Annotated in this window: 22 protein-coding genes and 1 pseudogene; 12 read left to right on the forward strand and 11 right to left on the reverse strand. The window is 61.4% G+C overall.

What is annotated here, in order from left to right; all coding sequences use genetic code 11:
* Positions 1 to 11 precede the first annotated feature (11 nt).
* The 7 genes from prmA to gcbA form a co-directional block, all read right to left on the reverse strand.
* Positions 12 to 890 (reverse strand): 50S ribosomal protein L11 methyltransferase, encoded by an 879-nt coding sequence (prmA, locus tag ACM6IK_RS25430; protein WP_414876506.1) that lies wholly within the window; start codon positions 888 to 890, stop codon positions 12 to 14.
* A gap of 289 nt (positions 891 to 1,179) precedes the next feature.
* Positions 1,180 to 2,538, reverse strand: a complete 1,359-nt coding sequence (gene accC / locus ACM6IK_RS25435; RefSeq protein ID WP_414876507.1) for an acetyl-CoA carboxylase biotin carboxylase subunit — start codon at positions 2,536 to 2,538, stop codon at positions 1,180 to 1,182.
* Positions 2,539 to 2,555: 17 nt separating this feature from the next.
* Positions 2,556 to 3,017 (reverse strand): acetyl-CoA carboxylase biotin carboxyl carrier protein, encoded by a 462-nt coding sequence (gene accB, locus ACM6IK_RS25440; RefSeq protein WP_108219836.1) that lies wholly within the window; start codon positions 3,015 to 3,017, stop codon positions 2,556 to 2,558.
* Positions 3,018 to 3,041: 24 nt separating this feature from the next.
* The gene (gene aroQ / locus ACM6IK_RS25445; RefSeq protein WP_414876508.1) at positions 3,042 to 3,497 is read right to left on the reverse strand and encodes a type II 3-dehydroquinate dehydratase; all 456 of its coding nucleotides are present in this window, start codon (positions 3,495 to 3,497) and stop codon (positions 3,042 to 3,044) included.
* Between the two features lie 132 nt (positions 3,498 to 3,629).
* The gene (locus tag ACM6IK_RS25450) at positions 3,630 to 5,375 is read right to left on the reverse strand and encodes a protein-disulfide reductase DsbD (protein ID WP_414876509.1); all 1,746 of its coding nucleotides are present in this window, start codon (positions 5,373 to 5,375) and stop codon (positions 3,630 to 3,632) included.
* Positions 5,376 to 5,538: 163 nt separating this feature from the next.
* On the reverse strand, positions 5,539 to 7,485 hold the full coding sequence (locus tag ACM6IK_RS25455) for a methyl-accepting chemotaxis protein (protein WP_414876510.1): 1,947 nt from the start codon (positions 7,483 to 7,485) through the stop codon (positions 5,539 to 5,541).
* Between the two features lie 52 nt (positions 7,486 to 7,537).
* Positions 7,538 to 9,208, reverse strand: coding sequence for a diguanylate cyclase GcbA (gcbA, locus tag ACM6IK_RS25460; protein ID WP_414876511.1), 1,671 nt, complete (start codon positions 9,206 to 9,208; stop codon positions 7,538 to 7,540).
* Positions 9,209 to 9,695: 487 nt separating this feature from the next.
* Here gcbA and ACM6IK_RS25465 point away from each other — a divergent pair, with 487 nt between their 5' ends.
* The 6 genes from ACM6IK_RS25465 to ACM6IK_RS25490 all read left to right on the forward strand — a co-directional run bounded on the left by ACM6IK_RS25465 (position 9,696) and on the right by ACM6IK_RS25490 (position 16,467).
* On the forward strand, positions 9,696 to 10,763 hold the full coding sequence (locus ACM6IK_RS25465; protein ID WP_108219840.1) for a DUF2333 family protein: 1,068 nt from the start codon (positions 9,696 to 9,698) through the stop codon (positions 10,761 to 10,763).
* A 3-nt stretch (positions 10,764 to 10,766) separates the two neighbouring features.
* On the forward strand, positions 10,767 to 11,324 hold the full coding sequence (locus ACM6IK_RS25470; RefSeq protein ID WP_218430908.1) for an NUDIX hydrolase: 558 nt from the start codon (positions 10,767 to 10,769) through the stop codon (positions 11,322 to 11,324).
* 289 nt (positions 11,325 to 11,613) lie between these two features.
* Positions 11,614 to 11,985: a translation initiation factor Sui1 gene (locus ACM6IK_RS25475; protein ID WP_008053936.1), complete on the forward strand. Its 372-nt coding sequence runs from the start codon at positions 11,614 to 11,616 to the stop codon at positions 11,983 to 11,985.
* Between the two features lie 218 nt (positions 11,986 to 12,203).
* A complete protein-coding gene (speA, locus tag ACM6IK_RS25480; protein ID WP_414876512.1) occupies positions 12,204 to 14,117 on the forward strand; it encodes an arginine decarboxylase in 1,914 nt (637 codons plus the stop codon).
* A 233-nt stretch (positions 14,118 to 14,350) separates the two neighbouring features.
* Positions 14,351 to 15,670 (forward strand): type VI secretion system Vgr family protein, encoded by a 1,320-nt coding sequence (locus ACM6IK_RS25485; RefSeq protein WP_414876513.1) that lies wholly within the window; start codon positions 14,351 to 14,353, stop codon positions 15,668 to 15,670.
* Positions 15,667 to 16,467, forward strand: a complete 801-nt coding sequence (locus ACM6IK_RS25490) for a DUF4123 domain-containing protein (RefSeq protein WP_414876514.1) — start codon at positions 15,667 to 15,669, stop codon at positions 16,465 to 16,467. Before ACM6IK_RS25485 ends, ACM6IK_RS25490 begins: the two co-directional genes overlap by 4 nt.
* A gap of 11 nt (positions 16,468 to 16,478) precedes the next feature.
* On the opposite strand, the gene ACM6IK_RS25495 is transcribed toward ACM6IK_RS25490, so the two are convergent.
* Both ACM6IK_RS25495 and ACM6IK_RS25500 read right to left on the reverse strand, forming a co-directional pair.
* Positions 16,479 to 17,828: an MATE family efflux transporter gene (locus tag ACM6IK_RS25495; protein WP_414876515.1), complete on the reverse strand. Its 1,350-nt coding sequence runs from the start codon at positions 17,826 to 17,828 to the stop codon at positions 16,479 to 16,481.
* A gap of 154 nt (positions 17,829 to 17,982) precedes the next feature.
* The gene (locus ACM6IK_RS25500; RefSeq protein ID WP_414876516.1) at positions 17,983 to 18,276 is read right to left on the reverse strand and encodes a hypothetical protein; all 294 of its coding nucleotides are present in this window, start codon (positions 18,274 to 18,276) and stop codon (positions 17,983 to 17,985) included.
* Positions 18,277 to 18,433: 157 nt separating this feature from the next.
* Here ACM6IK_RS25500 and ACM6IK_RS25505 point away from each other — a divergent pair, with 157 nt between their 5' ends.
* From ACM6IK_RS25505 to ACM6IK_RS25525, 5 genes and pseudogenes are all read left to right on the forward strand, one after another.
* The gene (locus ACM6IK_RS25505) at positions 18,434 to 18,736 is read left to right on the forward strand and encodes a MazG-like family protein (RefSeq protein ID WP_085727452.1); all 303 of its coding nucleotides are present in this window, start codon (positions 18,434 to 18,436) and stop codon (positions 18,734 to 18,736) included.
* Positions 18,736 to 19,485, forward strand: coding sequence for a methyltransferase domain-containing protein (locus ACM6IK_RS25510; protein WP_223461712.1), 750 nt, complete (start codon positions 18,736 to 18,738; stop codon positions 19,483 to 19,485). The genes ACM6IK_RS25505 and ACM6IK_RS25510 overlap by 1 nt, the downstream gene beginning before the upstream one ends.
* Positions 19,486 to 19,497: 12 nt before the next feature.
* Positions 19,498 to 20,106, forward strand: coding sequence for a DUF4136 domain-containing protein (locus ACM6IK_RS25515; protein ID WP_414876517.1), 609 nt, complete (start codon positions 19,498 to 19,500; stop codon positions 20,104 to 20,106).
* A 55-nt stretch (positions 20,107 to 20,161) separates the two neighbouring features.
* The gene (locus tag ACM6IK_RS25520; protein ID WP_414876518.1) at positions 20,162 to 20,725 is read left to right on the forward strand and encodes a DUF4136 domain-containing protein; all 564 of its coding nucleotides are present in this window, start codon (positions 20,162 to 20,164) and stop codon (positions 20,723 to 20,725) included.
* A 937-nt stretch (positions 20,726 to 21,662) separates the two neighbouring features.
* Positions 21,663 to 21,978: pseudogene (locus ACM6IK_RS25525) on the forward strand (DUF6124 family protein).
* Between the two features lie 52 nt (positions 21,979 to 22,030).
* Here the strand turns inward: ACM6IK_RS25525 and ACM6IK_RS25530 are convergent.
* Positions 22,031 to 22,915: a MaoC family dehydratase gene (locus ACM6IK_RS25530; RefSeq protein WP_414876519.1), complete on the reverse strand. Its 885-nt coding sequence runs from the start codon at positions 22,913 to 22,915 to the stop codon at positions 22,031 to 22,033.
* 2 nt (positions 22,916 to 22,917) lie between these two features.
* Positions 22,918 to 24,270: a 3-oxoacyl-ACP reductase gene (locus ACM6IK_RS25535; protein WP_414876520.1), complete on the reverse strand. Its 1,353-nt coding sequence runs from the start codon at positions 24,268 to 24,270 to the stop codon at positions 22,918 to 22,920.
* 218 nt (positions 24,271 to 24,488) lie between these two features.
* On the opposite strand from ACM6IK_RS25535, the gene ACM6IK_RS25540 reads away from it, so the two are divergent.
* Positions 24,489 to 25,766: an acetyl-CoA C-acetyltransferase gene (locus ACM6IK_RS25540; RefSeq protein ID WP_414876521.1), complete on the forward strand. Its 1,278-nt coding sequence runs from the start codon at positions 24,489 to 24,491 to the stop codon at positions 25,764 to 25,766.
* Positions 25,767 to 25,807 lie beyond the last annotated feature (41 nt).

A 25,807-nucleotide genomic window follows, 5' to 3' on the forward strand; every position in this document is an offset into this window, starting at 1 on the left:
AGACGCTCATTCTAGCGCCGACGGCCAGTGATGCGCACCCAGCCATCGCGATTGGCGATCGGGTCCAGATCGAAGTCCCTGGCGTAGGCGGCAGCGACTTCATCGCCCTGTTCGGCGAGGATGCCCGACAGCGCCAGGCGACCGCCGGACTTGACCAGGCCGGACAACTGTGGTGCCAGGGAGACCAGCGGGCCGGCGAGAATGTTGGCCACCAGCACGTCAGCCTGAACCTGTGGCAAGTCTTGCGGCAGGTACAGCGGGAAGAGCTCATCGGCAATATTGTTGCGTCCGGCATTGTCGCGGGAGGCTTCCAGCGCCTGCACGTCGATGTCGGTACCCACGGCTTCCTTGGCGCCGAGCAACAGTGCGGCAATCGCCAGGATCCCCGAGCCGCAGCCGAAGTCCAGCACGTTGCAGCCCTTCAGGTCCTGACTGTCGAGCCATTCCAGGCACAGCGCGGTGGTCGGGTGGGTGCCGGTGCCGAATGCCAGGCCCGGGTCCAGCAGCAGATTCACTGCCTCAGGCTCTGGCGCGGCGTGCCAGCTCGGCACGATCCACAGGCGCTGGCCGAACCGCATTGGCTGGAAGCCGTCCATCCAGCTGCGTTCCCAGTCCTGGTCTTCGATCACTTCGCTGTGGTGTTCAGGTAGCGGGCTGCCGGTCAGCAACTCCAGATGGGCCAGTACCGGGCCGGGCTCGGTACCACCTTCGAACAGGGCCAGCAGGTGCGTGTGCGACCACAGCGGCGTGGTATTGAGTTCCGGCTCGAAGATCGGCTGATCTTCGGCGTCCATGAAGGTCACCGACACGGCGCCCACTTCAAGGAAAGCGTCTTCATAGGTTTCGGCTTGTTCTGGGCTGATGGCGAGACGTACTTGCAGCCAAGGCATGGCGGGCACCTTTGAAAAATATTGATTGCAGCCTGGCGGGCTGCGAGAAGCGTGCAAGTTTACGCGAGAGTGTGGGTTTTGTGGGAGTGGCTTGCCCTGTACATCGACACATACCCCTGTGGGAGCGAGCTTGCTCGCGATAGCGGTGTATCAGTCGACATCGATAGTGGATTTGCCGACGCCATCGCGAGCAAGCTCGCTCCCACAGGGGGGGCGGTGTTCGGTCAGGTGAAATGCCCAGAAACAACAAAGCCGCCCGAAGGCGGCTTTGTCAGGTGCGGGCTGAGGCTTAGTGCTTCTCGCCAGCCAGCTTGTGCTCGAGGTAGTGAATGTTCACGCCCCCTTTGCAGAAGCCTTCATCGCGGGTCAGGTCGCGGTGCAGCGGGATGTTGGTCTTGATCCCGTCGACCACGATTTCGTCCAGCGCATTGCGCATGCGCGCCATGGCTTCATCACGGGTTGCGCCGTAGGTGATCAGCTTGCCGATCAACGAGTCGTAGTTCGGCGGAACGGCATAGCCACTGTACAGGTGCGAGTCGACACGAACGCCGTTGCCGCCTGGAGCGTGGAAATGCTTGACCGTGCCCGGGCTCGGCATGAAGGTTTTCGGGTCTTCGGCGTTGATCCGGCATTCCAGTGCGTGACCGCGGATGACCACGTCATTCTGGGTATACGACAGCTTGTTGCCGGCGGCAATGCTGAGCATCTCCTTGACGATGTCGATGCCGGTGACCATTTCCGATACCGGGTGCTCTACCTGGACACGAGTGTTCATCTCGATGAAGTAGAAGTGGCCGTTTTCGTACAGGAACTCGAAAGTGCCTGCGCCACGGTAGCCGATATCGATGCAGGCCCTGACGCAGCGTGCGAGTACTTCCTCACGTGCGTTCTCGTCGATGCCCGGTGCCGGCGCTTCTTCAAGAACCTTCTGGTGACGACGTTGCAGCGAGCAGTCGCGGTCGCCCAGATGGATAGCGTGGCCCTGGCCATCGGAAAGTACCTGGACTTCCACGTGACGTGGGTTGGTCAGGAATTTTTCCAGATAGACCATCGGGTTGCCGAACGCCGCGCCTGCTTCGGAGCGGGTCAGTTTCGCCGAGGCAATCAGGTCTTCTTCTTTGTGCACAACGCGCATGCCGCGACCACCGCCGCCGCCAGCGGCCTTGATGATCACCGGGTAACCGACTTCGCGACCGATGCGCAGAGCGGTTTCTTCGTCTTCCGGCAGCGGGCCGTCAGAACCCGGAACAGTCGGTACGCCGGCAGCGATCATGGCGTGCTTGGCCGATACCTTGTCGCCCATCAGGCGAATGGTTTCGGCTTTCGGGCCAATGAACGCGAAGCCGGATTTCTCGACCTGTTCGGCGAAGTCGGCGTTTTCCGCAAGGAAGCCGTAGCCCGGGTGAATGGCGGTGGCGCCAGTCACTTCGGCCGCGGCGATGATTGCCGGAATGTGCAGGTAGGAGTGGGCGGCCGATGCCGGACCGATGCAAACGGATTCGTCTGCCAGGCCCAGGTGCATCAGCTCCTTGTCAGCCTTGGAGTAAACGGCGACGGTCTTGATGCCCATCTCTTTGCAGGCGCGCAGGATCCGCAGGGCGATCTCACCGCGGTTGGCGATCAGAACTTTTTCCAACTTCGCAGTCATCAAAGGCTCTCCGCGGTTCAAACGATGGTGAACAGCGGTTGGTCGTACTCAACCGGCTGGCCGTCTTCGACGAGGATGGATTCGATCACACCGCTGGTTTCAGCTTCGATGTGGTTCATCATCTTCATGGCTTCAACGATGCACAGGGTGTCGCCTTTCTTCACGGTCTGGCCGACTTCCACGAAGGACGGCGAGCTTGGTGAAGACTTGCGATAGAAAGTACCAACCATCGGCGAGCGGGCAACGGTGCCGTTCAGTGCTGGCGCGGCGGCAGCAACCGGTGCGGCAGCGGCAGCCGGAGCAGCGGCGACAGGCGCGGCAGCCGGAGCATGCATTGGAGCCGGCGCATAGTACTGCTGAGCCGGGGTCTTGCTATGACGGCTGATGCGTACGGACTCTTCGCCTTCCTTGATCTCGAGCTCGTCGATGCCGGACTCTTCCAGCAATTCGATCAGTTTCTTAACTTTACGGATATCCATGAATCATCAACTCCCAAGGGTCGGTCAGGGGCGGTTAACTTGTTGTTCAAGCTGTTCCAGGGCGGCCTCCAGGGCCAGTCGATAACCGCTGGCGCCAAGGCCGCAGATCACTCCCACCGCTACGTCGGAGAAGTAAGAGTGATGGCGGAAAGGTTCGCGTTTGTGCACGTTAGATAAATGCACTTCGATGAATGGGATGCTCACCGCCAGCAGCGCGTCACGTAATGCGACACTTGTATGTGTAAAAGCTGCTGGGTTGATCAGAATGAAGTCCACGCCTTCGCTGCGGGCAGCGTGAATGCGGTCGATCAATTCGTACTCGGCATTGCTTTGCAGGTGCAGCAAATGGTGACCGGCTTCGCGGGCGCGGCGCTCCAGGTCCTGGTTGATCTGCTCCAGCGTCGTGGCCCCGTAGGTGCCCGGTTCACGGGTGCCGAGCAAGTTCAGGTTGGGTCCGTGCAGAACGAGTAACGTCGCCATCGGCGGTTCCTATGTTATCTGTGAGCAATTGTCAGAACCCGGCGACTATGCCGCAAAGCCTTTGTGACTGTCCAGTTCTCTGCAATAGCCAGCACAATGAGCGATGTTTGCGCGAAATATATGACTGCTCGATTAAATTGGGTCATTCGCCCGGGTAACACGTTCGGCGAAGTCTTTGGCGTTGATCTCGCCGATCACCCGCACATCGGCTCGTTCGACGCCATCCTTGCCAAAAAACATCAGGGCCGGTGGGCCGAACAATTGATAACGGTCGAGCAGGGTGCGCTGTTCGGCGTTGCTGGCGGTGATGTCGAAGCGGATCAGCCGATAACCCTTGAGGCGCTCGACGACGACAGGGTCGACCAGCACCTCGTGTTCGATGACTTTGCAGCTGATGCACCAGTCGGCATACCAGTCGAGCAACAGCGGTGTGCCGGACGACCGAGCCTCGGCGAGCGCGCGGTCCAGATCGGCGGAAGTGCTGACGGTTTGCCAGACGCTGGTGCCTTGCACAGGTTGGTTGCTCTCGACGACGCGCGGCTGGCCAATCGGGTTGAACGGGTCGGTCTGGCCGCTGAGTGCGCCGTACCAGCAGGCCAGGGCGTAAAACACCAGGAACATTGCGAGCAACTGTACGAGGCGCCCGCGCGGCGGTTTGTAGACGAATTCCAGCGCGCCCATGAACAGCCCGACGCCACCGGCCAGCAGACCGATCAACAGCAAAGTGACCTGACCGGGCAGGACGCGGCTGAGCAGGCCGATCGCCAGTCCCAGCAATAACACGCCGATCGCGTTTTTCACGTAGACCAGCCACGGCCCGCTTTTCGGCAGCCAGGCTGCGCCACCGGTGGCCACCAGCAGCAGCGGTGCGCCCATGCCGAGGCCGAGCATGAACAGTTTCAAGCCTCCGCCCAGCGCATCGCCACTGGCGCTGATGTACAGCAGCGCACCGGCCAAGGGGGCCGAAACACAGGGTGAAACCAGCAAGCTGGAGACCACGCCCAATACCGCTGCGCCCCACAGTGACCCACCTTCAGTGCGACCGGCGATACGGTCCAGGCGGCTGCTGATGGCGTGCGGCAACTTGAGTTCGAAGACGCCGAACATCGCCAGGGCAAACACGGCGAAAAACATCGCGAAAGGCACCAGCACCCAGGCTGATTGCAGCCGCGCCTGCAGATTGAGCTGGGCACCGAACAGGCCCATCAGGGCTCCGAGCAGGGCAAAGCAGGCGGCCATCGGCAACACATAGGCCAGTGACAGATTGAAACCGCGCCAGCCGCCGACCTGACCGCGCAGCACCACGCCGGACAGGATCGGCAGCATGGGCAGCACGCATGGCGTGAACGTCAGGCCCAGGCCGGCCAGGAAAAACAATGCCAGTTCGCGCCAGCTCCATGGATAAACCGTCGCTGGAGCGCCGCTGCCGTCGATGCTCAAACGCTCGGTTTCCGGTGGATAGCACAAACCTTTGTCGGCACAGCCCTGATAGGTCACGGCCAGAGTGAAGGCACGTTGGTCAGTGCGCGGCAACTCGACGTCGAGAATGCCGTGGTAGACCTCGACATCGCCGAAGTATTCATCGTGTTTTTTCTGGCCGTCGGGCAGTTTCGCTGCGCCGAGGACAACATCGGCGGGGTCGGCGCGAAATTGAAAGCGGTGCCGGTAGAGGTAATAACCTTCGGTGGCGACGAAGCGCAGCTTGATCGATTGCGGCGTGCTTTCTACCAGACTCAGTTGAAAGGCTTCGCGCACCGGCAGGAAGTCGGCGCTGTTGTTGATCGAGCCCAGGCTTGAGCTGGGTCGGTTCTCCAGCAGGCCAGTGGCGCTGGCCGGCAGGGCGAACACTAAAAACAGCAGGCAAAGCAAACGGCGCATGACGATCTCGCGTATCGGAATTGGGGGGATGATAGCGGACGGCGGCGGGGCGTGCAGAGCGACAGTTTTGTGGTGGATTGCCTGACGCTATCGCGAGCAGGCTCGCTCCTACAGGGGAATGCATTTCAAGTGTAGGAGCGAGCCTGCTCGCGATGGCTATCTGTCAGACGCGGAAGGCCTGAACGGCTGTATGCAGTCGTCCGCCCAGCACCAGCAAATTCTCTCCTTGCTCACGCCCTTCGCCGATACGCAACAGGTTATCCCCACCCAACTGGTGAATCCGCTCGCTATGGTCACGGATTTCGCTGACAGCGCCGCTTTGCTGGGCCGTGACATCGGCGATGCGTACTGCCGTGTCGGAAATGGTCTGGATCGCGCCGACGATTTTGTCCAGGGCGCCGTCCGCGGCCTGGGCCTGGCTGGCGGTGGCCTCGGCGTGTTCGACCTGGGCGCGCATGCCCTCCACCGATTGCCGTGCGGCGGTTTGCAGTCCTGCGATCAGCGTCTGGATTTGCGCCGTGGCCCCGGCGGTACGTTGCGCCAGTGAGCGCACCTCTTCGGCCACCACCGCAAAGCCTCGGCCCATTTCCCCGGCCCGGGCCGCTTCGATGGCGGCGTTCAAGGCCAGCAGGTTGGTCTGGTCGGCAATCGAGCGGATCACCGTCAACACGCCGCCGATGGTGGCCGACTCTTCGGCCAGGTGTTCGATCATTTGTGCATTGCCTTGCACTTCGTCCACCAGCGCATGCAGGCCGGTGAGGCTCAGGCCGATGACTTTCTGTCCATGCTCCACGGCGAGGCCGGCGTGGCGGCTGGCGTCGGCGGCCTGGCTGGCATCGCCGGCGACTTGTTGAATGGTCGCTTCCAGCTCACTGAGGGAGTCGCGGATCAGCGCCGTGTCGCCGGCCTGATGCTCGGCGCCGCTGTGCAAGTCGTTGCTCAGGTCGGCCAGGGTGCGGCTGCTGCCTGCCACCTGTTCGGCATTGCGGCGAATGGTCCCCACCAGGTCCACCAGATACGCACGCAAGCGGTTGAGCGAAGCTTCAATGTCATGCAGTTCGCGGTTGGTGTTGCCCAGTTGAATGTCGCGGCTGAAGTCGCCTTCGGCCCAGGTCGACAGGGCCGGGGCGAGGTTGGTCAGGGTCCGGGCCAGTTTGCGCTGCAGGGTGTCTATCAGCAGTGCGATCAATAGAATCAAACCGATCATCACACCTTGCATCAGCCGCACTTCACCCTGGATCTGTCCGTGCTGGGCGCGCACCACCGGCTCCAGCCCGGCAATGGCCTGTTGCACGTCGGCGATTTTCACGTGGGTCGCGGCGCTGAGGTCGGCGCGTTTCTGGATTTGATCGCGAGTTCGCGTGAGCTCGCCCGGGTAGCGGGTGAGCAGGCTGTTGAGTTCGCGCTTGAGGCCGACGCCAGCATCTTCGGCGGCGGTTTTTTCCTTGTTCTCAAGGCCCATCATCGAGGCGAAATCATCGGTGTTCGACTCGCTGCTGGTGGCCACGCCCAGCAAGGGCAGGGCGTCCAGTTTTTCGGCCTGGGTGCGGATGTTGAGCACTTCGCGCTCGACGTCGGCAGCCAGTTCGCTGCGGCCGCTGCTGACCAGTTTGTCCCGCGCCAGGGACAATTTACCCAGGTGCTGCGATGCGCTGAGCAGTGGCGTCAGGTAGGCCGTATTGCCACTGGCGTACTGGCTGAGCTGATCGAGACTGGCACCCAGTTCACGCTCGGCCTGCAGCAGCAAGGCCTGCGGATCACCTGCCAGTTTGCCGGCGGCCAGCAGGTCGGTATTGCTGAACGCTTCAAGGGTCGACAGGCTGGGGCGCAATGTCTCGGCCAAGGCCGGTGGCAATTCGCCGAGTTCTTTTTGCAGGTTGTCGATGCCTTGGGCGGCACTGCTCAGGCGCAATGCATCGCCGCTGGCGAGGTAATCCTCGACACTGCGGACCACTTCATTCTGAAATTGCTGCGACAGGCCCAGGTAGCGCTCCATTAATAGATACGGACGCTCAAGGGCTTTCTGCGACCACCACAGCGTAGCGCCGAGGGCCACGCACACGGCCACCAGAAGGAGGGTATTGAGATTGGTCAGCAGCTTCAGGCGCATTACGGACTACCAGCGGCAGAAATGGTAAGTGCCTGAAGTTATTGCGTTTCTGTTACAGGGTTATGACGGTATCGGTCGATTCCGATAAAAAAGTGGCACTTTGCTTTGATGTACGAGCGGCCTGTATTCGATTGCGTCCGCCATGTTTGGCGCGATACAGCGCATCATCTGCCTGACTGGCCATCATCAGGCTGTCGGAGTTTTCGCATAACTCCACCAACCCGGCACTGAAGGTGCACCACAGATCCTGCGGTTGCGCGGGGTAGTGAATCTCGGCAAAACGCTGTCGGATTTCATCGAGCACGTTGTAGGCCGCTTCGATATCGGTGTCCGGCATGACAATGGCGAACTCTTCACCACCGTAGCGGCCAATGAAGTCGGTTTTGCGCAGGCGTTGCTTGAGAAACAGCGCCAGGCTCTTGATCACCCGGTCGCCCATGGGGTGGCCGTGGCTGTCATTGACCCGTTTGAAATGGTCGATGTCGAGCATGGCAAAGCTCAATGGCTTGCTTTCGCGGCGGGCGCGGAACGAGCAGTCTTCAAGCAATTGCAGGATATGCGTGTGGTTGTACAGGCCGGTGAGACTGTCACGGACCATTCGTGCCTTGAGGTTGCGTGCCCGTGCCGCGCGGTTACGCACGGTGGTGATCAGGTGCCGGGGCTTGATCGGTTTGGTCAGGAAGTCATCACCGCCTTCGCTCATGGCGTCGAGCTGTTTGTCCAGGTCGTCTTCGGCCGACAGGTAAATGATCGGCACGCTGACGTAACGGTCGTTATGGCGGATCACCTTGGCCAGTTCCGTGCCGGTGCAGGCCGGCATGTACATGTCGAGGATGATCAGGTCCGGCTGGAAATCCGCCAGTTCGGCCATGGCCTGGATCGGCTCGATCAACGTGCGGGTGACGATCCCTGCGCTGTTGAGCAGGCGCTCGGTGTGCAGGGCCTGGGCGCGGGAGTCGTCGATGATCAGCACTTTATAAGGCTCGTATTGGGCAACGCAGGTCAGGACTTCGATTTTCTCCAGCAGGCTCGACGCTTCGAGGGTGCCGGTGAGGAACTCCTGACCACCGGCACGCACGGCGGCGAGGCGGGTCGGGGTGTCGGTTTCGTGTAGGCTGAAAAACAGCAGCGGCAAGCGATGATCCAGGCCTTCCTGGGCTTCGGCGGCCAGTTTCAGACCGACTCCGGCGCCACTGAAATCCACGTCCATGACAATCGCCGCTGGCAAGCGCTCGACCATCGATGAGCGAAACGCATCTACGCTGTCCAGGGACAGGGCACTGAGCCCGAAGAATTCCAGTTGTTTGGCCAGGCGCTCGGCGCGGCCGTGATCCTGCAGCATCACATAGACGGGCTTGCGCAGCGGTGGCAAGAAGGTCTGATCGAGTTGGTCGCCATGGCGCAGGCCGGTACGTGACAGGCGCTGCATCAGACGATTGAGATCGGTGATCAGGCCGCTGCTCAGGCGTCCGCGATTGGCGTCGACCGCCTCCAGAGACTGACCGATGTGGCGTGCCAATTGCGTGTGCTCCGGTTGTTCGAACCGCTCGGCGAAACGCAGCAGGCGCAGATTGGCCTCGCTCAATTCCGAAAGGTCGGCGGTGGACCACTCACTGCGTTGCAGGCGCTGCCATATCTCAAGAATCTGACGAGCCTGATGAATTACCCGCTGGGCAAAGTGGTGCTTGAGGCGCTCGCGGCTGGGGTCTTCTGGCTCGGTCATATCCTGACTACTAGTTAGGGTGCACACTGAGGTCGACTGGTGGCTCTATGCTAGCACCACTTTTCCATTACATGAGTGCTGTGCGTCAATAATCTGCAATGTGGCTTCATTCAGTTTGTGACCGATCGGTCTGATTCCGGTCTGTTCAGTCGCCGTGTGCGGAGGTGAAGTGCCGTGAATCAGGGCGCTTGACGGGTGTAGGGCGGCAATTGGCGGGTGACAGGCCATTGGCCATTTACGGCTGTCTGAGCGGTGCGGACCGGTCCGTTTTTATTGGCTTCAGGGAGTCAGGGATTCCCTTGGGGCGTGTCATCCAAACCATTAGGAGGATTTCGACGGCAACACCGTCATCGGGTGGGCAAGAACTCTTTTCATCCACAAGACCGGTAATTTTCCGCATCGGTGCGATGGCGGGTGCCGGGCCAAGGCACGTTGTTGTATGGTTGTGGTCGAACCGTTGACCTCAAGAGCTTGAAAGGAAATCGCCATGCTGGACTGGAAGAACCGCACAGGCAGTGCGCCTGAACGTGCCGCTGAACCGAAGTCGGAGACCCGCAGTTATCTGGGCGGTCTGTTGTTCAGCCGGGCGCTGGCCACTTTGCTGGGCATCTACCTGTTGGTGGCGAGTGTCCTGGGCTGGTACTGGAGCCAGGAGCCGGCGCTGTTCCCGGTCCAGCAGACCGCTCAACTGGCGGCCGAGAAAGAAGGCAAGCAAATGGTCGTCGGCTACACCACGGTGGAAACCCTGAAGACCGTCGCCGGCACCTTGCTGACCAAGCCGGGCGGCTATATTTCCAACGACCGATTCCCGCCAGGCCTGTGGATGGACAACATGCCGAGCTGGGAATACGGCGTGCTGGTGCAGGTCCGCGACCTGAGCCGGGCAATGCGTAAAGACTTCGCCCGTTCGCAGTCGCAGTCCGCCGAAGACGCCGACCTGGCCAAGGCCGAGCCGCGTTTCAACTTTGACAACAAGAGCTGGGTGCTGCCGTCCAGCGAGTCCGAATATCAGGAAGGCATCAACTCCCTGAGCCGCTATCAGGCGCGCCTGTCCGATCCGAACCAGAAGAGCGCGCTGTTCTATGCCCGCGCCGATAACCTGAACAACTGGCTGGGTGATGTCGGCACCCGTCTGGGTTCGTTGTCGCAACGACTGTCGGCCAGTGTGGGCCGGGTCAAGCTCAACACCGCGTTGAAAACCGAGGTGGTAGCACCAGGCGTGGCGCCGCAGGTCGATGAAGAAATCGTTGAAACCCCATGGTTGCAAATCGACAACGTGTTCTACGAAGCCCGCGGTCAGGCCTGGGCGTTGTCGCATTTGCTGCGCGCCATCGAAGTCGACTTCGCCGACGTACTGGCCAAGAAGAACGCCACGGTCAGCGTGCGCCAGATCATTCGTGAACTGGAGGCGTCGCAGGAGCCGGTGTGGAGCCCGATGATCCTCAACGGCAGTGGCTTCGGCGTCCTGGCCAACCACTCGCTGGTCATGGCCAACTACATTTCCCGGGCCAACGCTGCGGTGATCGATTTGCGTCAATTGCTCAATCAGGGCTGAGTCATGGTCGATAACGCCAGAGAAGCCGCGCACCGCGCGGCGTCCGATGCCGAACAGATCGCCTGGGTCGACGAGCAGGACAACCTGCTCGGCGCCCTGGTCCGTTCCGACTTGCGCGAGCGCGGGCTGATCGGGCGTGGCACCTACATCATGTTGTTCAATTCCGCTGGCGAGCTGTGCGTGCATCGCCGCACGCTGAGCAAGGCAATTTATCCCGGTTACTGGGACGTTGCGGCGGGCGGCATGGTGCTCGCCAGTGAAACCTACGCCGAGTCGGCGGCCCGGGAGCTGGAGGAAGAACTGGGAGTGAGTGGCGTGGAACTGACCGCTCATGACCACTTTTTCTTTGAGGACACCGGCAATCGCCTGTGGTGTTCGGCGTTCTCGGCGGTGTGGGACGGCCCGTTGATCCTGCAACCGGAAGAGGTGCTGGAAGCGCGCTTTATTCCCATTGATCAGGTCATGCTGGAAATCGGGCAAAAGCCTTATTGCCCGGACTCGCTGGCGGCGTTGAAGCGCTATTTGCGCTCACGTGGCGAAGACGTCGCAAAAGAGGCATAAATTGGCGCCGATTGGCTCTTAGCAATCGGCGTTTTTGCCGTTACACTGCGCGACTTTTCAAACTGAACCGGTATTGCTTCACCTGTAGGAGCGAGCTTGCTCGCGATGGACGTCAACGATAACGCGCGGTATCAGACAGCACGTGTTGTCCGTGGGTTTTTCGCGAGCAAGCTCGCTCCTACAAGGGTTGTACCGTTTCAGTAGCGCTGCCCCTGCCTGAGTGGGGCTTCGCGGTCGATAGCCTTCCCGAGTGCTGCGACCAGTCTTTGTCCTCCGAAGAGGATTGCCGGTGGCCAAAAAAGCCGCATCCTTCGCCGCCCTGGGCGGCCTGGTATTTTCCACCGACGCAGGTCGTCATTGCCCGGAATGCAGTAAACCGGTGGACGCCTGCATCTGCAAACAGACCGTGATCCCTGCCGGCGACGGCATCGCACGCGTGCGTCGCGAAAGCAAGGGCCGTGGCGGCAAGACGGTGACCACCATCACCGGCGTGCCGTTGGCTGAAGACGCGCTCAAGGACCTCGCCACGACGTTGAAGAAACGTTGCGGAACCGGTGGGGCGCTGAAAGACGGTGTCATCGAAATCCAGGGCGATCATGTCGAGCTACTCTTGGCAGAACTGATCAAGCTCGGTTTCAAAGCGAAGAAGTCCGGCGGCTAGCAGCCTCTGTGAAAACCACCCACGGCTTGATCCAGTCCCGATTCATTCTGGTCTGGCGTCGTCTCCATGGTTTTCACAGAGCCTGTTCATGACTGGTTTCTAAACTCACTGCGGTCAGCGAGGTCTACCCCCTCGTTGACGAACCGTCATTTTCATACTTTAGACTGCGCCGGCCTGAACCCAGGCGACGCTCTATGACTTCTTTATAGGGGACTTCGATGTCCGTACGACGCACACGCAAAGACGATGGCAGCCAATGGACAGTTGCGGACAGCCGCAGTGTTTACGGGATTCGCCATTGGGGGGCCGGGTATTTCGCGATCAATGACGCCGGTCGCGTCGAAGTTCGTCCGAACGGCCCGACCAGTTCGCCTATCGACCTGTTCGAGCAAGTCGACCAACTGCGCAAAAGCGGTTTGTCCTTGCCATTGCTGGTGCGTTTCCCCGACATCCTGCAAGACCGCGTGCGTCAGCTGACCGGTGCGTTCGACGCCAACATCGAGCGCTTGGAATATCAGAGCAAGTACACCGCGCTGTACCCGATCAAGGTTAACCAGCAGGAAGCGGTGATCGAAAACATCATTGCTACCCAGAACGTTTCCATCGGTCTGGAAGCCGGTTCCAAGCCGGAACTGCTGGCGGTACTGGCATTGGCGCCGAAGGGCGGCACCATCGTCTGCAACGGTTACAAGGACCGCGAGTTCATCCGTCTGGCACTGATGGGCCAGAAGCTCGGCCACAACGTGTTCATCGTGATCGAGAAAGAATCCGAAGTCGGTCTGGTGATCGAAGAAGCGGCGGCGCTCAAGGTCAAGCCGCAGGTCGGCTTGCGCGTGCGTCTGTCGTCCCTGGCGTCGAGCAAGTGGGCAGACACCGGTGGCGAGAAATCCAAGTTCGGCCTGTCGGCGGCGCAACTGCTGTCGGTGGTCGAGCGTTTCCGCGCAGCCGGTCTGGACCAGGGCATTCGCCTGCTGCACTTCCACATGGGCTCGCAGATCGCCAACCTCGCTGACTACCAGCACGGCTTCAAGGAAGCGATCCGTTATTACGGCGAGTTGCGCAACCTGGGCCTGCCGGTGGACCACATCGACGTCGGCGGCGGTCTGGGCGTGGACTACGACGGCACGCACTCGCGTAACGCCAGTTCGATCAACTACGACATGGACGATTACGCCGGTGTTGTGGTCGGGATGCTCAAGGAATTCTGCGACGCGCAGAGCCTGCCGCACCCGAACATCTTCTCCGAAAGTGGCCGCTCCCTGACCGCTCACCACGCCATGCTGGTGGTGCAGGTGACCGACGTCGAGAAACACAACGACGACGTGCCGAAGATCGATAACAAGGAGGAGCTGCCGGAAACCGTTCAGTGGCTGGTAGACCTGCTGGGCCCGACCGACATCGAAATGGTCACCGAGACCTACTGGCGCGCCACGCACTACATGAGCGACGTGGCCACTCAATACGCCGATGGCAAGCTGACCCTGGCGCAAAAAGCCCTGGCCGAGCAATGCTACTTCGCCGTTTGCCGCCGCCTGCACAACTCGTTGAAGGCCCGTCAGCGTTCCCACCGTCAGGTGCTAGACGAACTCAACGACAAGCTGGCCGACAAGTACATCTGCAACTTCTCGGTATTCCAGAGCCTGCCGGACACCTGGGCCATCGGCCAGGTCCTGCCGATCCTGCCGCTGCACCGTCTCGACGAAGAGCCGCTGCGCCGTGCCGTGCTGCAAGATCTGACCTGCGACTCCGACGGCAAGATCAAGCAGTACGTCGACGAGCAAAGCATCGAAACCAGCCTGCCGGTGCACGCACTGAACGAAGGTGAAGACTACTTGCTGGGCATCTTCCTGGTCGGTGCCTACCAGGAAATTCTTGGCGACATGCACAACCTGTTCGGTGACACCGACTCGGTGAACATCTACCAGAACGCCGACGGTAGCGTGTACCACGCCGGTATCGAAACCCACGACACCATCGAAGACATGCTGCGTTACGTGCACTTGTCGCCGGAGGAACTGATGACTCACTACCGCGACAAGTGTGCCAGTGCCCGCATCAGCGCCGCCGAGCGCACGCAGTTCCTCGATGCCTTGCGTCTGGGTCTGACCCGTTCGTCTTACCTGTCTTCCTGAGGTAAGCGCCACGCTCATCAGGTTGTCTGAAAATTTTCCGTTTGCCGCGGAAATTTCAGATGACCCGGTGCGGCAATTCTGTTTTTTCCAGGCGAAATTTCCCGCGTCCTCGGCCACCCAAAGCATTTGGTCTTCTTTTCGCGTAGGTTATTTCCTAATTTGTATTTCGGCACTCTACTCGGCCATGTCTCTCAGCGAGAATCCCCGGCCGCCCCTCCTGTAGAGACACGCCGATGTTCAATCCAGTCAGCGAACCGTCATTTCGTCTGGATGTAGCAGGTCTGCCCGACTCCTTTGAGGTCCTGGCCTTTACCGGTAAAGAGGCCATCAGCGAGCCGTTCGTGTTCGACCTGGAACTGCTGATCGATGACCCGGTACTTGACCTTGCCAGTTTGCTGTACCGCCCGGCCTCGTTGCATTTCGGACCCGCTGGAAACTACGTGCATGGACAATTGCATGAACTCGTCCAGCGTGATCATGCCTCGGGACCCCGGCTCTGCCAGGTGCGTCTGGGGCCAAAACTGGCTTGCCTGGCCCAGCGCTTCAGCCAACGAATTTTCAGCGACCTTTCAGTGCCGCAAATCCTCGACCGGGTGCTCAAGGAACACGGCATTACCGGCAAGGATCGACGCCTGGCGCTGAGCGGCGAATACCCGCCCCGGGATTTCTGCACGCAATATCGAGAGTCGGACCTGCAATTTCTCCAGCGGCTGTGCGCCCAGGAACGGCTTCACTACCACTTCGAACACCGGGCTCGCGGGCACTGTGTGGTGTTTGGGGATGATCATCAGCATTTTCCAACCGGCGAACCTGCGGTATTGCGCAGCGAGGGCGATTGGCCGGCGGTGCGGCAGTTCGAACGTCAGCACTGCGGTGGGGCCGCGGCGCAGAGTGCCGAATGCCGGACAGACCTGATGACCTTGCGCAGCGGTCGGTTGATGCCGCTGTCCGGTCATCCGGTTGCCGAATGCAATCGCCTCTGGTTGCTGACCCACGTTGAGCATTGGGGCAGTCAGGATACGGCGACGCCTTACCGCAATCAGGCCCGTGCCCTGCCGTGGCCGACACCCTTCGCGCCGCCCTGTGTGACGGTCAAACCACAAATGCATAGCCTGCAACGGGCGTGGGTCGTCAAGGTCAATGAACCAGGCCCCGACCCGGCAAGGCCGGTACCGGTGCAGTTCGACTGGCTTTATCAGGGCGAAGGGGCCGCTCCCAGCCATTGCTGGTTACCCCTGTCCAGGCAATTGCAGGCATCGACGTTCTTGCCATTGCGGGAAGGGACTGAGCTGGTCGTGGGATTTGTCGAGGGCGATCCCGATCAACCGCAGATAACCGGGCTGCTGCATGCGCCGGCAACGGTCGAAGTGACGGCCCCTGACACTCCCCAGCCTGGCTGCGCCCCTGATGAGGGCCTGGAGCAATGGTTGCGGTCGGGAGAGCCATTGCTGGTGTTGTGCCTGCTGCCCGGTGGTGGCAGTTTCAACCATTGCGCACAGGCGTTGTGCACCTGTCGTCTGGCGACGCAGCTTGGCCAGAGCTCTGGAGCATGATCGCCACACGCACGCCCGAGGCCCCCCCGCAGTGGCTGTTGCTGGATGTGCCGGGCACGCCGCAGGCGGGTGTCACACTTCGGCAGATGTTTGCACAAGCCCGGTGCTTCGGGTTGTTCGAGGATACGGAGTGGCATGCGCTGCATGAGCAGGGACCGGTCCTGGTCGATCTGCGCACCTGCCCGGCACTGGCCGATTTATGCATAGTCGACGGACAACGCTGGCCCGGATTGCTGATGGTCAGCGAGGCCAGCGCTGCGTCGTTGCTGGCGCATTTGCGGCGCATGCTCACGGTCACGCTTGGCCTGCACCGGGCCCTTTTGAGCTACTACAACCCGATCACGGCGAGCTATTTCTTCGATGCCAGCGATGCCGTTGAACTGAGTCGCTGGCTCGGGCCCATCAACCAGTTGCGCTGGTTCGGTGGCAGCTGGGCCGATCGCGCGATGGGCTGTGAGGGCTGGCAGCGCTTGTCCAACCCGGGGCTGGCGGTCAGCCCGTTGGCAGTCGAGGAGAACCTCAGCGCCGGGCAACAGGAAAAACTGCAAACCTGCCTGCTCGAGCAGCAGGCCTGGCGCTGGAGCCAATCCACTGGTGCCGATTTCTCCCGCCTGTGGGCCCATGCGCAGGAGGGGGTGGCGCTGGGTTTCAGCGAGCGCCCGGTGCTCGATGGCTGGATATGGCTGCGCTTGCAGTATCCCGACGCCGTGCCCGTGCAGCCGTTGCCGGGGCGGACTCAACAGGAACGCCTCGATAGCCTGCGTCACTTGTGGCAGAACGATCCACCCTGGTCATGAGGTCGCCCCGTTCAGTGAATGCTGCTGGCGAACCAGCCATCGTGACGGCGCAGGCGCCAGGCGATTGCGCCCAGGGTCAGACTGCGCAGCAGCATGAACACCAGAAAGGTTATCCACAGGCCATGGTTGCCCCCGCCTTGCAGCGCCCAGCCGAAAGGCAGCACCAGCGCCACGGTCAGCAGCATGCCGTTGCGCATTTCCCGGGCGCGGGTGGCGCCGATGAACAGGCCGTCGAGCAGGTAACTCCAGACGGCAATCAGCGGCAGTACGGCGAGATAGGGCAGGTAGATGAACGCGGTGTCGCGCACACTTTGAATGTCGGTCTGCATCTCGATGAACAGATGCCCGGCGAACAGAAACAGCGCGGCAAAGCCCAGGCTCGCCAGCAACGACCAGCCACTGGCCACCACCAATGAACGGCGTAGGGCATCGCGGTCACGGGCGCCAAGCGCATGCCCGCACAGGGCTTCGACGGCGTGGGCCAGGCCATCGAGGGCATGGGCGGTCAGCAGCAAGCCATTGAGCAGCAGGGCATTGGCCGCGACCGTGGCATCGCCCAGCCGCGCGCCTTGCACTGTGATCAGGAAAAACACCGATTGCAGCGCCAGGCTGCGGATGAAGATGTCGCGGTTGACCGCCAGCAATGGCCGCCAACTCTGCCACAGGGCCAATGCCGCCCAGACGATATGCCCAGGGTAGGCGCGCAGGGCTTTGCGGGTCATCAGCAAACCGATCAGTGCCCCTGTCCATTCGGCAATCACCGAGGCCCGGGCCGCACCGACCACGCCCCATTCCAGGCCGAGGACGAACCACAGGTTCAGGGCAATGTTGACCAGGTTGGTGCTCAGCAGAATCGCCAGCGGCGCCCGGGCATTCTGAGTGCCGAGAAACCAGCCGACCAGTGCATAGCTGGCGAGCGCCGCCGGCAGGCCAAACAGGCGGGTGTGGAAGAACTCTCGGGTCAGTTGATCGAGTTCCGCCGACGGTTGCATGAAATGCAATGCGATCCCGCTCAATGGCACGCCCACCGCACCCAGGACCACGGCCAGGCCGATGGCGAGCAACAGGCCCTGCAACAGAATCTGCCGCAAGGCCGCACCATCCCCGCGCCCCGCCGCTTGGGCGGCGAACCCGGTGGAGCCCATGCGCAGAAAGCCCATGGCCCAGGCAAGGAAGGTGTACAGACTGGCCCCGACTGCGACGGCGCCGAGTTGATGGGCATGGGGCAGGTGACCGATGACGGTGCTGTCGACCAGGGCCACCAGCGGTACGGAAATGTTCGAAAGAATCATTGGCGCGGCGAGTGCCCAGACCCGGCGATGGGTAGGGCGGTCGCGCCAGTCGGCGGTCAGGTTGGACATGCAGGCTCCTTGGGAGCGGGCATTGTAGCGGCACATTCCAGATATGCCGCGCTCCAATGTAGGAGCTGGCTTGCCAGCGAAGGCGTCCGCAAGTGCGATGCAATATTGGAGGACGTCTTCGCCGCCAAGCTTGCTCCTACAGGAATTGATGGTGTCAGTGGATGATCCAGCTGAGCAACCAAAGCCCCAGCATCAACCAGATGATCCCCATGATGAACGACGCATTGAGAAAGGCGCGGATCGCCGACCACAGCAGGAGCAGCCCGAGGATCAAGGTCACGATGCTGATGACCGAGGTATCCATGCCCAGCGCCTGGGACAGGCCTTCGACAAAATTGCTGCTGGCGTTGCTCAACAGATTGAACAGCCCGCTGAGGGCATCAACGATGAAGCGGATGATCGAGCCGAGTACCTGGCCGAGCCATTCGGAAAAACCTTCTACCTGCATGGAGTGAACGTCCTGATTAAAGAGAATTGAGTCTTGGGCTGTCGATCATGCTGCCGAGCCCCCACAAGCATAGAGGGTTGCACAGGTGATCATGCAACTTCTGCCGCTTGCCTTCACCTGTGATCCCCCCGAAGCTATACACCTTCAGGAGAGCCCGATGAACCTTGTTGAACTGACCGAACGCCTGCACGCCATCCGTGACCGCAATGACTGGCGGCAATTTCACAGCCCGAAAAACCTGGCCATGGCCGCGAGCGTGGAAATGTCCGAGCTGGTGGAGATTTTTCAGTGGCTGACCGAAGACCAGTCACGCCAATTGCCGGCGGACAAACTCGCCCACGCCGGGCAGGAAGTCGGTGACATTGTGCTTTATCTGTTGCTGTTGTGCAGTGAGCTGGGCCTGGACATGGATGCCGTGGTGCGCAGCAAACTGGCGGACAGCGAACGGAGGTTCAGCTGATGAGCGACCGTCATTTCGATCAATTGGCGACCCGTTTCGCCGAAAAAATCTACGGTGGTGCCAAAGGTGCGATCCGTCTGGCGGTGTTGCAGGCCGATCTGGCCGAAACCTTGCCCGACCGGCCGCTGCGCGTTCTGGACATCGGCGCCGGCCTTGGCCATATGTCGTTGTGGCTGGCCCAGCGCGGCCATCAGGTGACCCTCGCCGAACCGGCCGAACCGATGCTCGAAGGCGCCCGCCAGCGTTTTGCCGAAGCCGGGCAGAGCGCCACGTTCATTCAGGCACCCTGGCAGGAACTGCTCGGGCAGCTCACCGAGCCCTACGACCTGGTGCTATGCCACGCCGTGCTGGAATGGCTGGCCGAACCCCACGCCATCCTGCCGGTGCTGCATCAGCTGACCAAGGCGGATGGCTGGCTGTCCCTGGCCTTCTACAACCGCGACGCGCTGATTTATCGCAACTTGCTCAAGGGCCATTTCCGCAAGATGCGCAAGAACGACATGGCCGGCGAAAAGCAGAGCCTGACCCCGCAGCAGCCCCTTGATCCGCGCGAGCTGGCGGCGCAACTTGAAGGCCTGTGGCAGGTCGAAATACAGAGTGGCGTGCGAGTTTTTCACGATTACATGCCGGTGGAATTCCAGGCCCGCGCCGAGCTGGCGGACCTGCTGGAAATGGAACTGGCCCACCGTCGCCATCCAAGCTTTGCCGGGCTTGGGCGTTACTTGCACTGGATCTGTCGGCCTGTCTGATCGGAGCACGAAATGAAAAATCATTCAGGTGTATTGGTGTTCTGCCTGGGGCTGGCTGCCTGTCAGGGCAGCAACCCCTATGTCGCCACTTCCAACCCTTTGCCGCCAGCGCCACCCCAGGCGGCCAATACTTTTGATCGCAGCGCTTACCCGGCAGCGCCGCGTGACTATGGACGTTATCGCAGTTGGGCCTGGCTCGATGGGCATCTGCCACCGGGTACCGCCTGGGCCGACTCGGCACAGGTCGCCGAAGCGGTCAGCAATGCGCTGGATCAACGCGGCTTGCGCCCGTTGCACGACAATCGCCCGGCCGACCTGTTTGTCAGTGCCGACCTGCGCCTGGAAACCCGCTTGCGTCAGGTTCAGGACGACTATTACGGCGGCGGTTATGGCGGCTACAACGGCTACCGCCCTGGATATGGCGGATACGCCACCGTGCCGATCATCCGTACCTATCAGGAACAGGTCGTGGTCGTGCAGGTGGACATGTTTGACGCCAAAAGTGGTCAACCGATATGGAGCTCCAGCGCTGAAACCGGCAACCGGGGCAGCGAAAGCGAGCGCGCCGATGCGATACGGGAGGCTGTGGAAAAGGCAATGTCGGCGTATCCTCCTAGTTAGCTTCTTGTAGATAAGAAGCATTCCACAGGATCATGTCTTCTACCGGAGAATCATCATGTTCCGCCGTTTTGTTTTACTGGCAGTGGCCGCACTGCTCAGTGCCTGCGCCGCCAACCAGGTCAATCATGACTTCGACGCCAGCCGCGATTTTGCTGCCTATCGCAGCTGGACCTGGAAAGAACCTGCCCTGCAATACCGTCCCGACGATCCGCGGATCAAGAGCGACTTGACCGAACAGCGCATCCGTCAGGCGGTTGCCGATCAACTGGATCAGCGCGGTCTGCGTCCGGCCGCTGCAGGCGCCAAGGGCGATTTGAATGTGCAGGCCTACCTGATTGTCGAAGAGCGGCAACAACAGGTGACCACCAATTACGGCGGCGGCTGGGGTTACCCATGGCATGGCTACTACGGCGCACCGATGTACAACGAAACCCGCAATGTCAGCTACAAAGTGGCGACCATCCAGATCGATCTGCTCGATGGCAAGGACGGCAAACTGGTGTGGCGCGGCAGTGACGAACAGATACTCAGTCGCACGCCGAACCCGGCGGATCGTAGCGATGCCATCTGGCAAACGGTCACGCGGATATTGGCCAACTATCCACCGCACGCGTCCTAGAATCAGCCGGCCTCTCAACCCCTGTGCTCCCCGCGGAGGTTTTTTGATAGTGTACATATCCATTGCTGCGGTAACGGCGGCTGGCGGTTTCGCCCTTACGGCGAGTCCCTTTTGGCAAACGCCCGGAGTGCCGGCCCAGCCAAAAGGAACCAAAAGGTCTCGCCCCTTACGTACGGCCCCTCGCTGAGGCTCGGCGTTCCTTCGCTCCGGTATTCATCCGGGGGCATTGCCCTCCGGTCGGCTTCGCTTCGACCTACATGCAATGAGTTCGACTGCGTCGAACGGCGCTGCGCGCCAGTCCCCGGATGAACACCTCCACTCAGCCTGCCGAGGGGGCGGGTGAATCAAGATCAAGAGCTGCAGGCGAGCTAACGCTCGGCCTGTTGAATGGTGAAGAGCGTGGGTGTACGCCGGTCTGCCTTTGCTCTTCTGTGGGAGCGAGCTTGCTCGCGATGGCGGCCTGCCGGCCGACCAATTTCTTGCAGATGTCCCCGATCCCTGTGGGAGCTGGCTTGCCTGCGATGGCGGCCTGACAGCCGACCAATATCTTTCAGATGTACCCGGCCCAACTGTAGGAGCGAGCCTGCTCGCGATGAGGCCCTGACAGTCAATTAATCCTGTGTAGTTTTCCTCAAATCCCGAGGAAACCTCCGACATGTTTTTCAGGTTGTCCGTCGGAAGCGCGATCTCTAACCTTTGTCAGTCGCTGAAAATTCAGCGTCCGGGCGTCGCGGCTCGATTCCTAAGGCATAATCGCTTCACCTAACAACAACACCTTCTTGTGTCTGTCGTTCTGTGTCATGGCGACTGTGCGCGGGATACCTTCGGGTATGCCGAGCTGCCTCTGGGATCGGTCCGCGAACCCGCGTACAGCTGCCACCCCAAATTGCTTCGCGGCAATTTGGACGTGGCTCCATTTCATCCCAGAGGTGCAACTATGATCAAACCCACCCCAAATCCCCCCAAATCCCCCCGAAGCCGCCGACCGCGCCCTCGATCACTACCTCAATCCCCTCAGTCAACCTCCCACCCACAAACCCAGCACGATGTTCGTCATTGCCCCGCACATCGACACCGAAACCCTGCTGGCCCACGCCTGTGAATCACTGGCGTCGGCGAGTGTGATGGCGAGTGATTTCGCGGGGTTTCTGGAAGGCTCGCAGCGCAATACGATGCTGGGGATTGCGCAGTTGATCATGCTGGGTGAGTTGGCGGTGAACCGGGCGTTGGATAATCTCGATCCGCAGGATTAGTGGGCTGCCAGGTAGACGGCATTATCGTTCATCGCGAGCAGGGGAATGCATTTCAAATGTGGGAGCGAGCCTGCTCGCGATGGCGGCCTACCGGCCGCCACTGCCCGACCATATGCTCCAGCTCCCCCACACCCACCAACTGAAAATCCCCGCTCGGCCCTGGCGCACTGGCGAGCAACGTCACCTCACCGGGCAACCGTACCGGCTTCTTGAATTGCACCGCGATCTCGACATTCGCCGCTGGCAGATGCCCGGCCAGCGCAGCCAGCGTGCGCGCCTTGTTCCACAAACCGTGGGCGATGGCGGTCGGGAAGCCGAAGAGTCGGGCGCTGGCCGCGCTCAGGTGGATCGGGTTGTAGTCGCCGGACACTTTGGCGTATTGCCGGCCGATGTCCGCGGGCGCTTTCCAGTGCTCGATTTCGCTCAAGGCCTGGCTGGTTGTCAGAGGTTCTTCGAGCGGTTCACCCTCGAGTTTGACGCCGCGACAGAGCATCCGGCTTTGCGCTTCCCACAACGGCCCCAACTGATCGTCGAGGGTGGTCAGCAGATCGAACGTCGCGCCTTTGGCGTGGGGTTGCAGGTTCTGCACTTGTACGCTGACGCGCACCCTATTCACCCCGCCCATTGGGCGCAGCACACGAATGCGATTGCTCAGGTGAATCAGGCCCAGCAGCGGGAACGGGAAGTCCCTGGCCGTGAGCAACTGCATCTGCAAGGCAAACCCGAGGATGTGCGGGTAGGTCGGTGGCAGCAGGCCGTTGTCGGCGAAACCACAGACCTTGCGATAAGCCGCCAGGCGCTTGGGATCGACTTCGACCCAGCAATGCAAACCCGAATCGGGCAGGCGGCTGCCAGTGATTTTTCGCCGTGTCGCCGCTCGTGCGTACAACCCCGGCAGGCTCGGTTCGCGATTGAGTGTGTGCCAGTCGGTGATCATCCTCAAGCCCCCAGAGCGCTTTGCCCACACACGCGCAACGCTTGCCCGGTGAACGCGCCGGTGCCCGGTTGCGCGAGCCAGGCCACGGCTTCGGCGACGTCTTGTGGCAAGCCGCCCTGGCCAAGCGAACTCATGCGCCGTCCGGCTTCGCGCAGGCCGAAGGGAATGTGCGCGGTCATTTGCGTTTCGATGAAGCCCGGCGCCACGGCGTTGATGCTGATGCCGCGCTCGGAGAGCAGCGGCGCCCACGCCTGCGCCAGACCAATGAGCCCGGCCTTGCTCGCCGCATAATTGGTTTGCCCGCGATTGCCGGCGATGCCACTGATAGACGCCAACAGGACCACCCGGCCGTTGTCGTGCAGGGTGCCGCTGTCGAGCAGGGCTTTGGTCAGCACTTGCGGCGCATTGAGGTTGACCGCCAGCACGGCGTCCCAGTATTCGGGGGTCATGTTCGCCAGGGTTTTGTCACGGGTGATGCCGGCGTTGTGCACCACGATGTCGAGACCGTCGGGCAACTGTTTGACCAACTGCGTGGCGGCGTCTTCGGCGCAGATGTCGAGGGTGATGCTGCGCCCGCCGAGGCGCGCGGCGAGGGCTTCGAGATCGTTTTTGGCCGGCGGCACGTCGAGCAGGATGACGTCGGCACCCTCACGGGCCAGGGTTTCCGCGATGGCGGCACCAATGCCCCGCGCCGCGCCGGTGACCAGTGCCTTGCGCCCGGCGAGCGGGCGTGTCCAGTCGGTGACTGGTGTCGAGCACGGATTCAAGCGAATGACCTGCCCGGACACGAAGGCGCTTTTCGGTGAGAGGAAAAACCGCAGCGGGCCTTCCAGTTGCGCCTCGGCCCCTTCGCCGACGTAGATCAATTGCAGGGTGCCACCGCTGCGTAATTCCTTGGCCAGGGAACGACTGAAACCTTCCAGGGCACGCTGCGCACTGGCGGCGAACGGGTCACGCAAGGTTTGCGGATCGCGCCCGAGAATCACCAGGTGCGCACAGTGTTCGAGGTTCTTCATCAGCGGCTGGAAAAACTCGCGCAGTTGCTTGAGCTGATCGGTGTGCAACAGATCACTGGCGTCGAACACCACAGCCTTGAGTTTCGGTCCGTGGCCGGGAATCCAGGCCGTGGCCATCGAAGGCTCGGTGCCGTAGCTGTAGATCGCGTCGGTCAGGCGGTTGGCGAAGGCGCTGACGTGTTCGGCCAATGGCCCACCGCCGATCAGCAATGCGCCGTCTACAGGTCGCAACCGACCCGCTTGCCAGCGCTCCAGTCTGCTCGGCGCCGGCAACCCCAGGGCGCCGACCAGGCGATGGCCGATGGACGAATTGGCGAAGTCGATATAGCGGTCAGACATGGAACACGCTCCGAAAGCTGGGGATCAAAGTGTGGACCACGAGCGGCGATCAGTCGTTCGGTCCACGAGATAAGGCCTACGCTTGGTCAGTGTAGGAGCTGCCGAAGGCTGCGATCTTTTGATCTTGATTCCAAAAAAGCCAAGTCAACAGATCGCAGCCTTCGGCAGCTCCTACAGGGGGGGAGTTTCAATTTTGGCTAATTCATCAGGAGCTTTTCATGACTCAACTGCGCCGCGTCGCGATCATCGGCGGTAACCGGATTCCCTTCGCCCGCTCCAATGGCCCCTACGCCACGGCCAGTAACCAGGTGATGCTCACCGCCGCCCTGGAAGGCCTGATCGAACGTTACAACCTGCATGGCCAGCGCATCGGCGAAGTGGTCGCCGGTGCCGTGCTCAAGTTGTCGCGGGACATGAACCTTGCGCGCGAGTGCGTACTGGGTTCGCGACTGTCGCCCGCCACCCCGGCTTATGACATCCAGCAGGCTTGCGGCACCGGGCTGGAAGCGGCGTTGCTGGTGGCGAACAAGATTGCCCTGGGCCAGATCGACTGCGGCATTGCCGGTGGCGTGGACACCACCTCGGATGCGCCGATCAGCGTCAGCGACGGCCTGCGCAAAATCCTCCTGCAAGCCAATCGCGCGAAAACCACCGGCGACAAACTGAAAACCTTCCTGCAATTGCGTCCCAAACATCTGATCCCCGAGTTCCCGCGCAATGGTGAGCCGCGCACCGGGTTGTCCATGGGGCAGCACTGCGAACTGATGGCCCAGACCTGGAACATCCCCCGCGAAGAACAGGATCGATTGGCGCTCGAGAGCCATCAGAAACTGGCCGCGTCCTACGCCGAGGGTTGGCACAACGACCTGCTGACGCCGTTCCTGGGCCTGACCCGCGACAACAACCTGCGCCCGGATTCGACCCTGGAAAAGCTCGCCGCGCTCAAACCGGCCTATGAGAAAAGCGCCAAGGGCACCCTGACCGCAGGCAACTCCACACCGCTGACTGATGGCGCGTCACTGGTGCTGCTGGGCAGTGAAGAATGGGCGAAGGAGCGAGGGTTACCGATTCTTGCCTACTGGCGCGACGGCGAAGCGGCGGCGGTGGATTTCGTCAACGGTGCCGAAGGGTTGTTGATGGCGCCGGTCTACGCCGTGCCACGTTTGCTGGCTCGCAATGGCCTGACCTTGCAGGATTTCGACTACTACGAAATCCACGAAGCCTTCGCCGCGCAAGTGCTGTGCACGTTGAAGGCTTGGGAAGATCTGCAATATTGCAAAACCCGTCTCGGCCTCGATGCGCCGTTGGGTTCGATTGACCGCAACCGACTCAACGTCAAAGGCAGTTCACTGGCGGCGGGGCACCCGTTTGCCGCCACCGGCGGGCGCATCGTCGCCAACCTGGCGAAGTTGCTGGATGCGGCGGGCAAGGGACGGGGATTGATTTCGATCTGCGCGGCGGGCGGGCAGGGCGTGACCGCCATTCTCGAACGTTGAATACAAACTGTGGGAGCGAGCTTGCTCGCGATGGCGGTATA

The sequence above is a fragment of the Pseudomonas sp. IT-196MI5 genome (genome assembly GCF_949767415.1).
Classification (GTDB): domain Bacteria; phylum Pseudomonadota; class Gammaproteobacteria; order Pseudomonadales; family Pseudomonadaceae; genus Aquipseudomonas.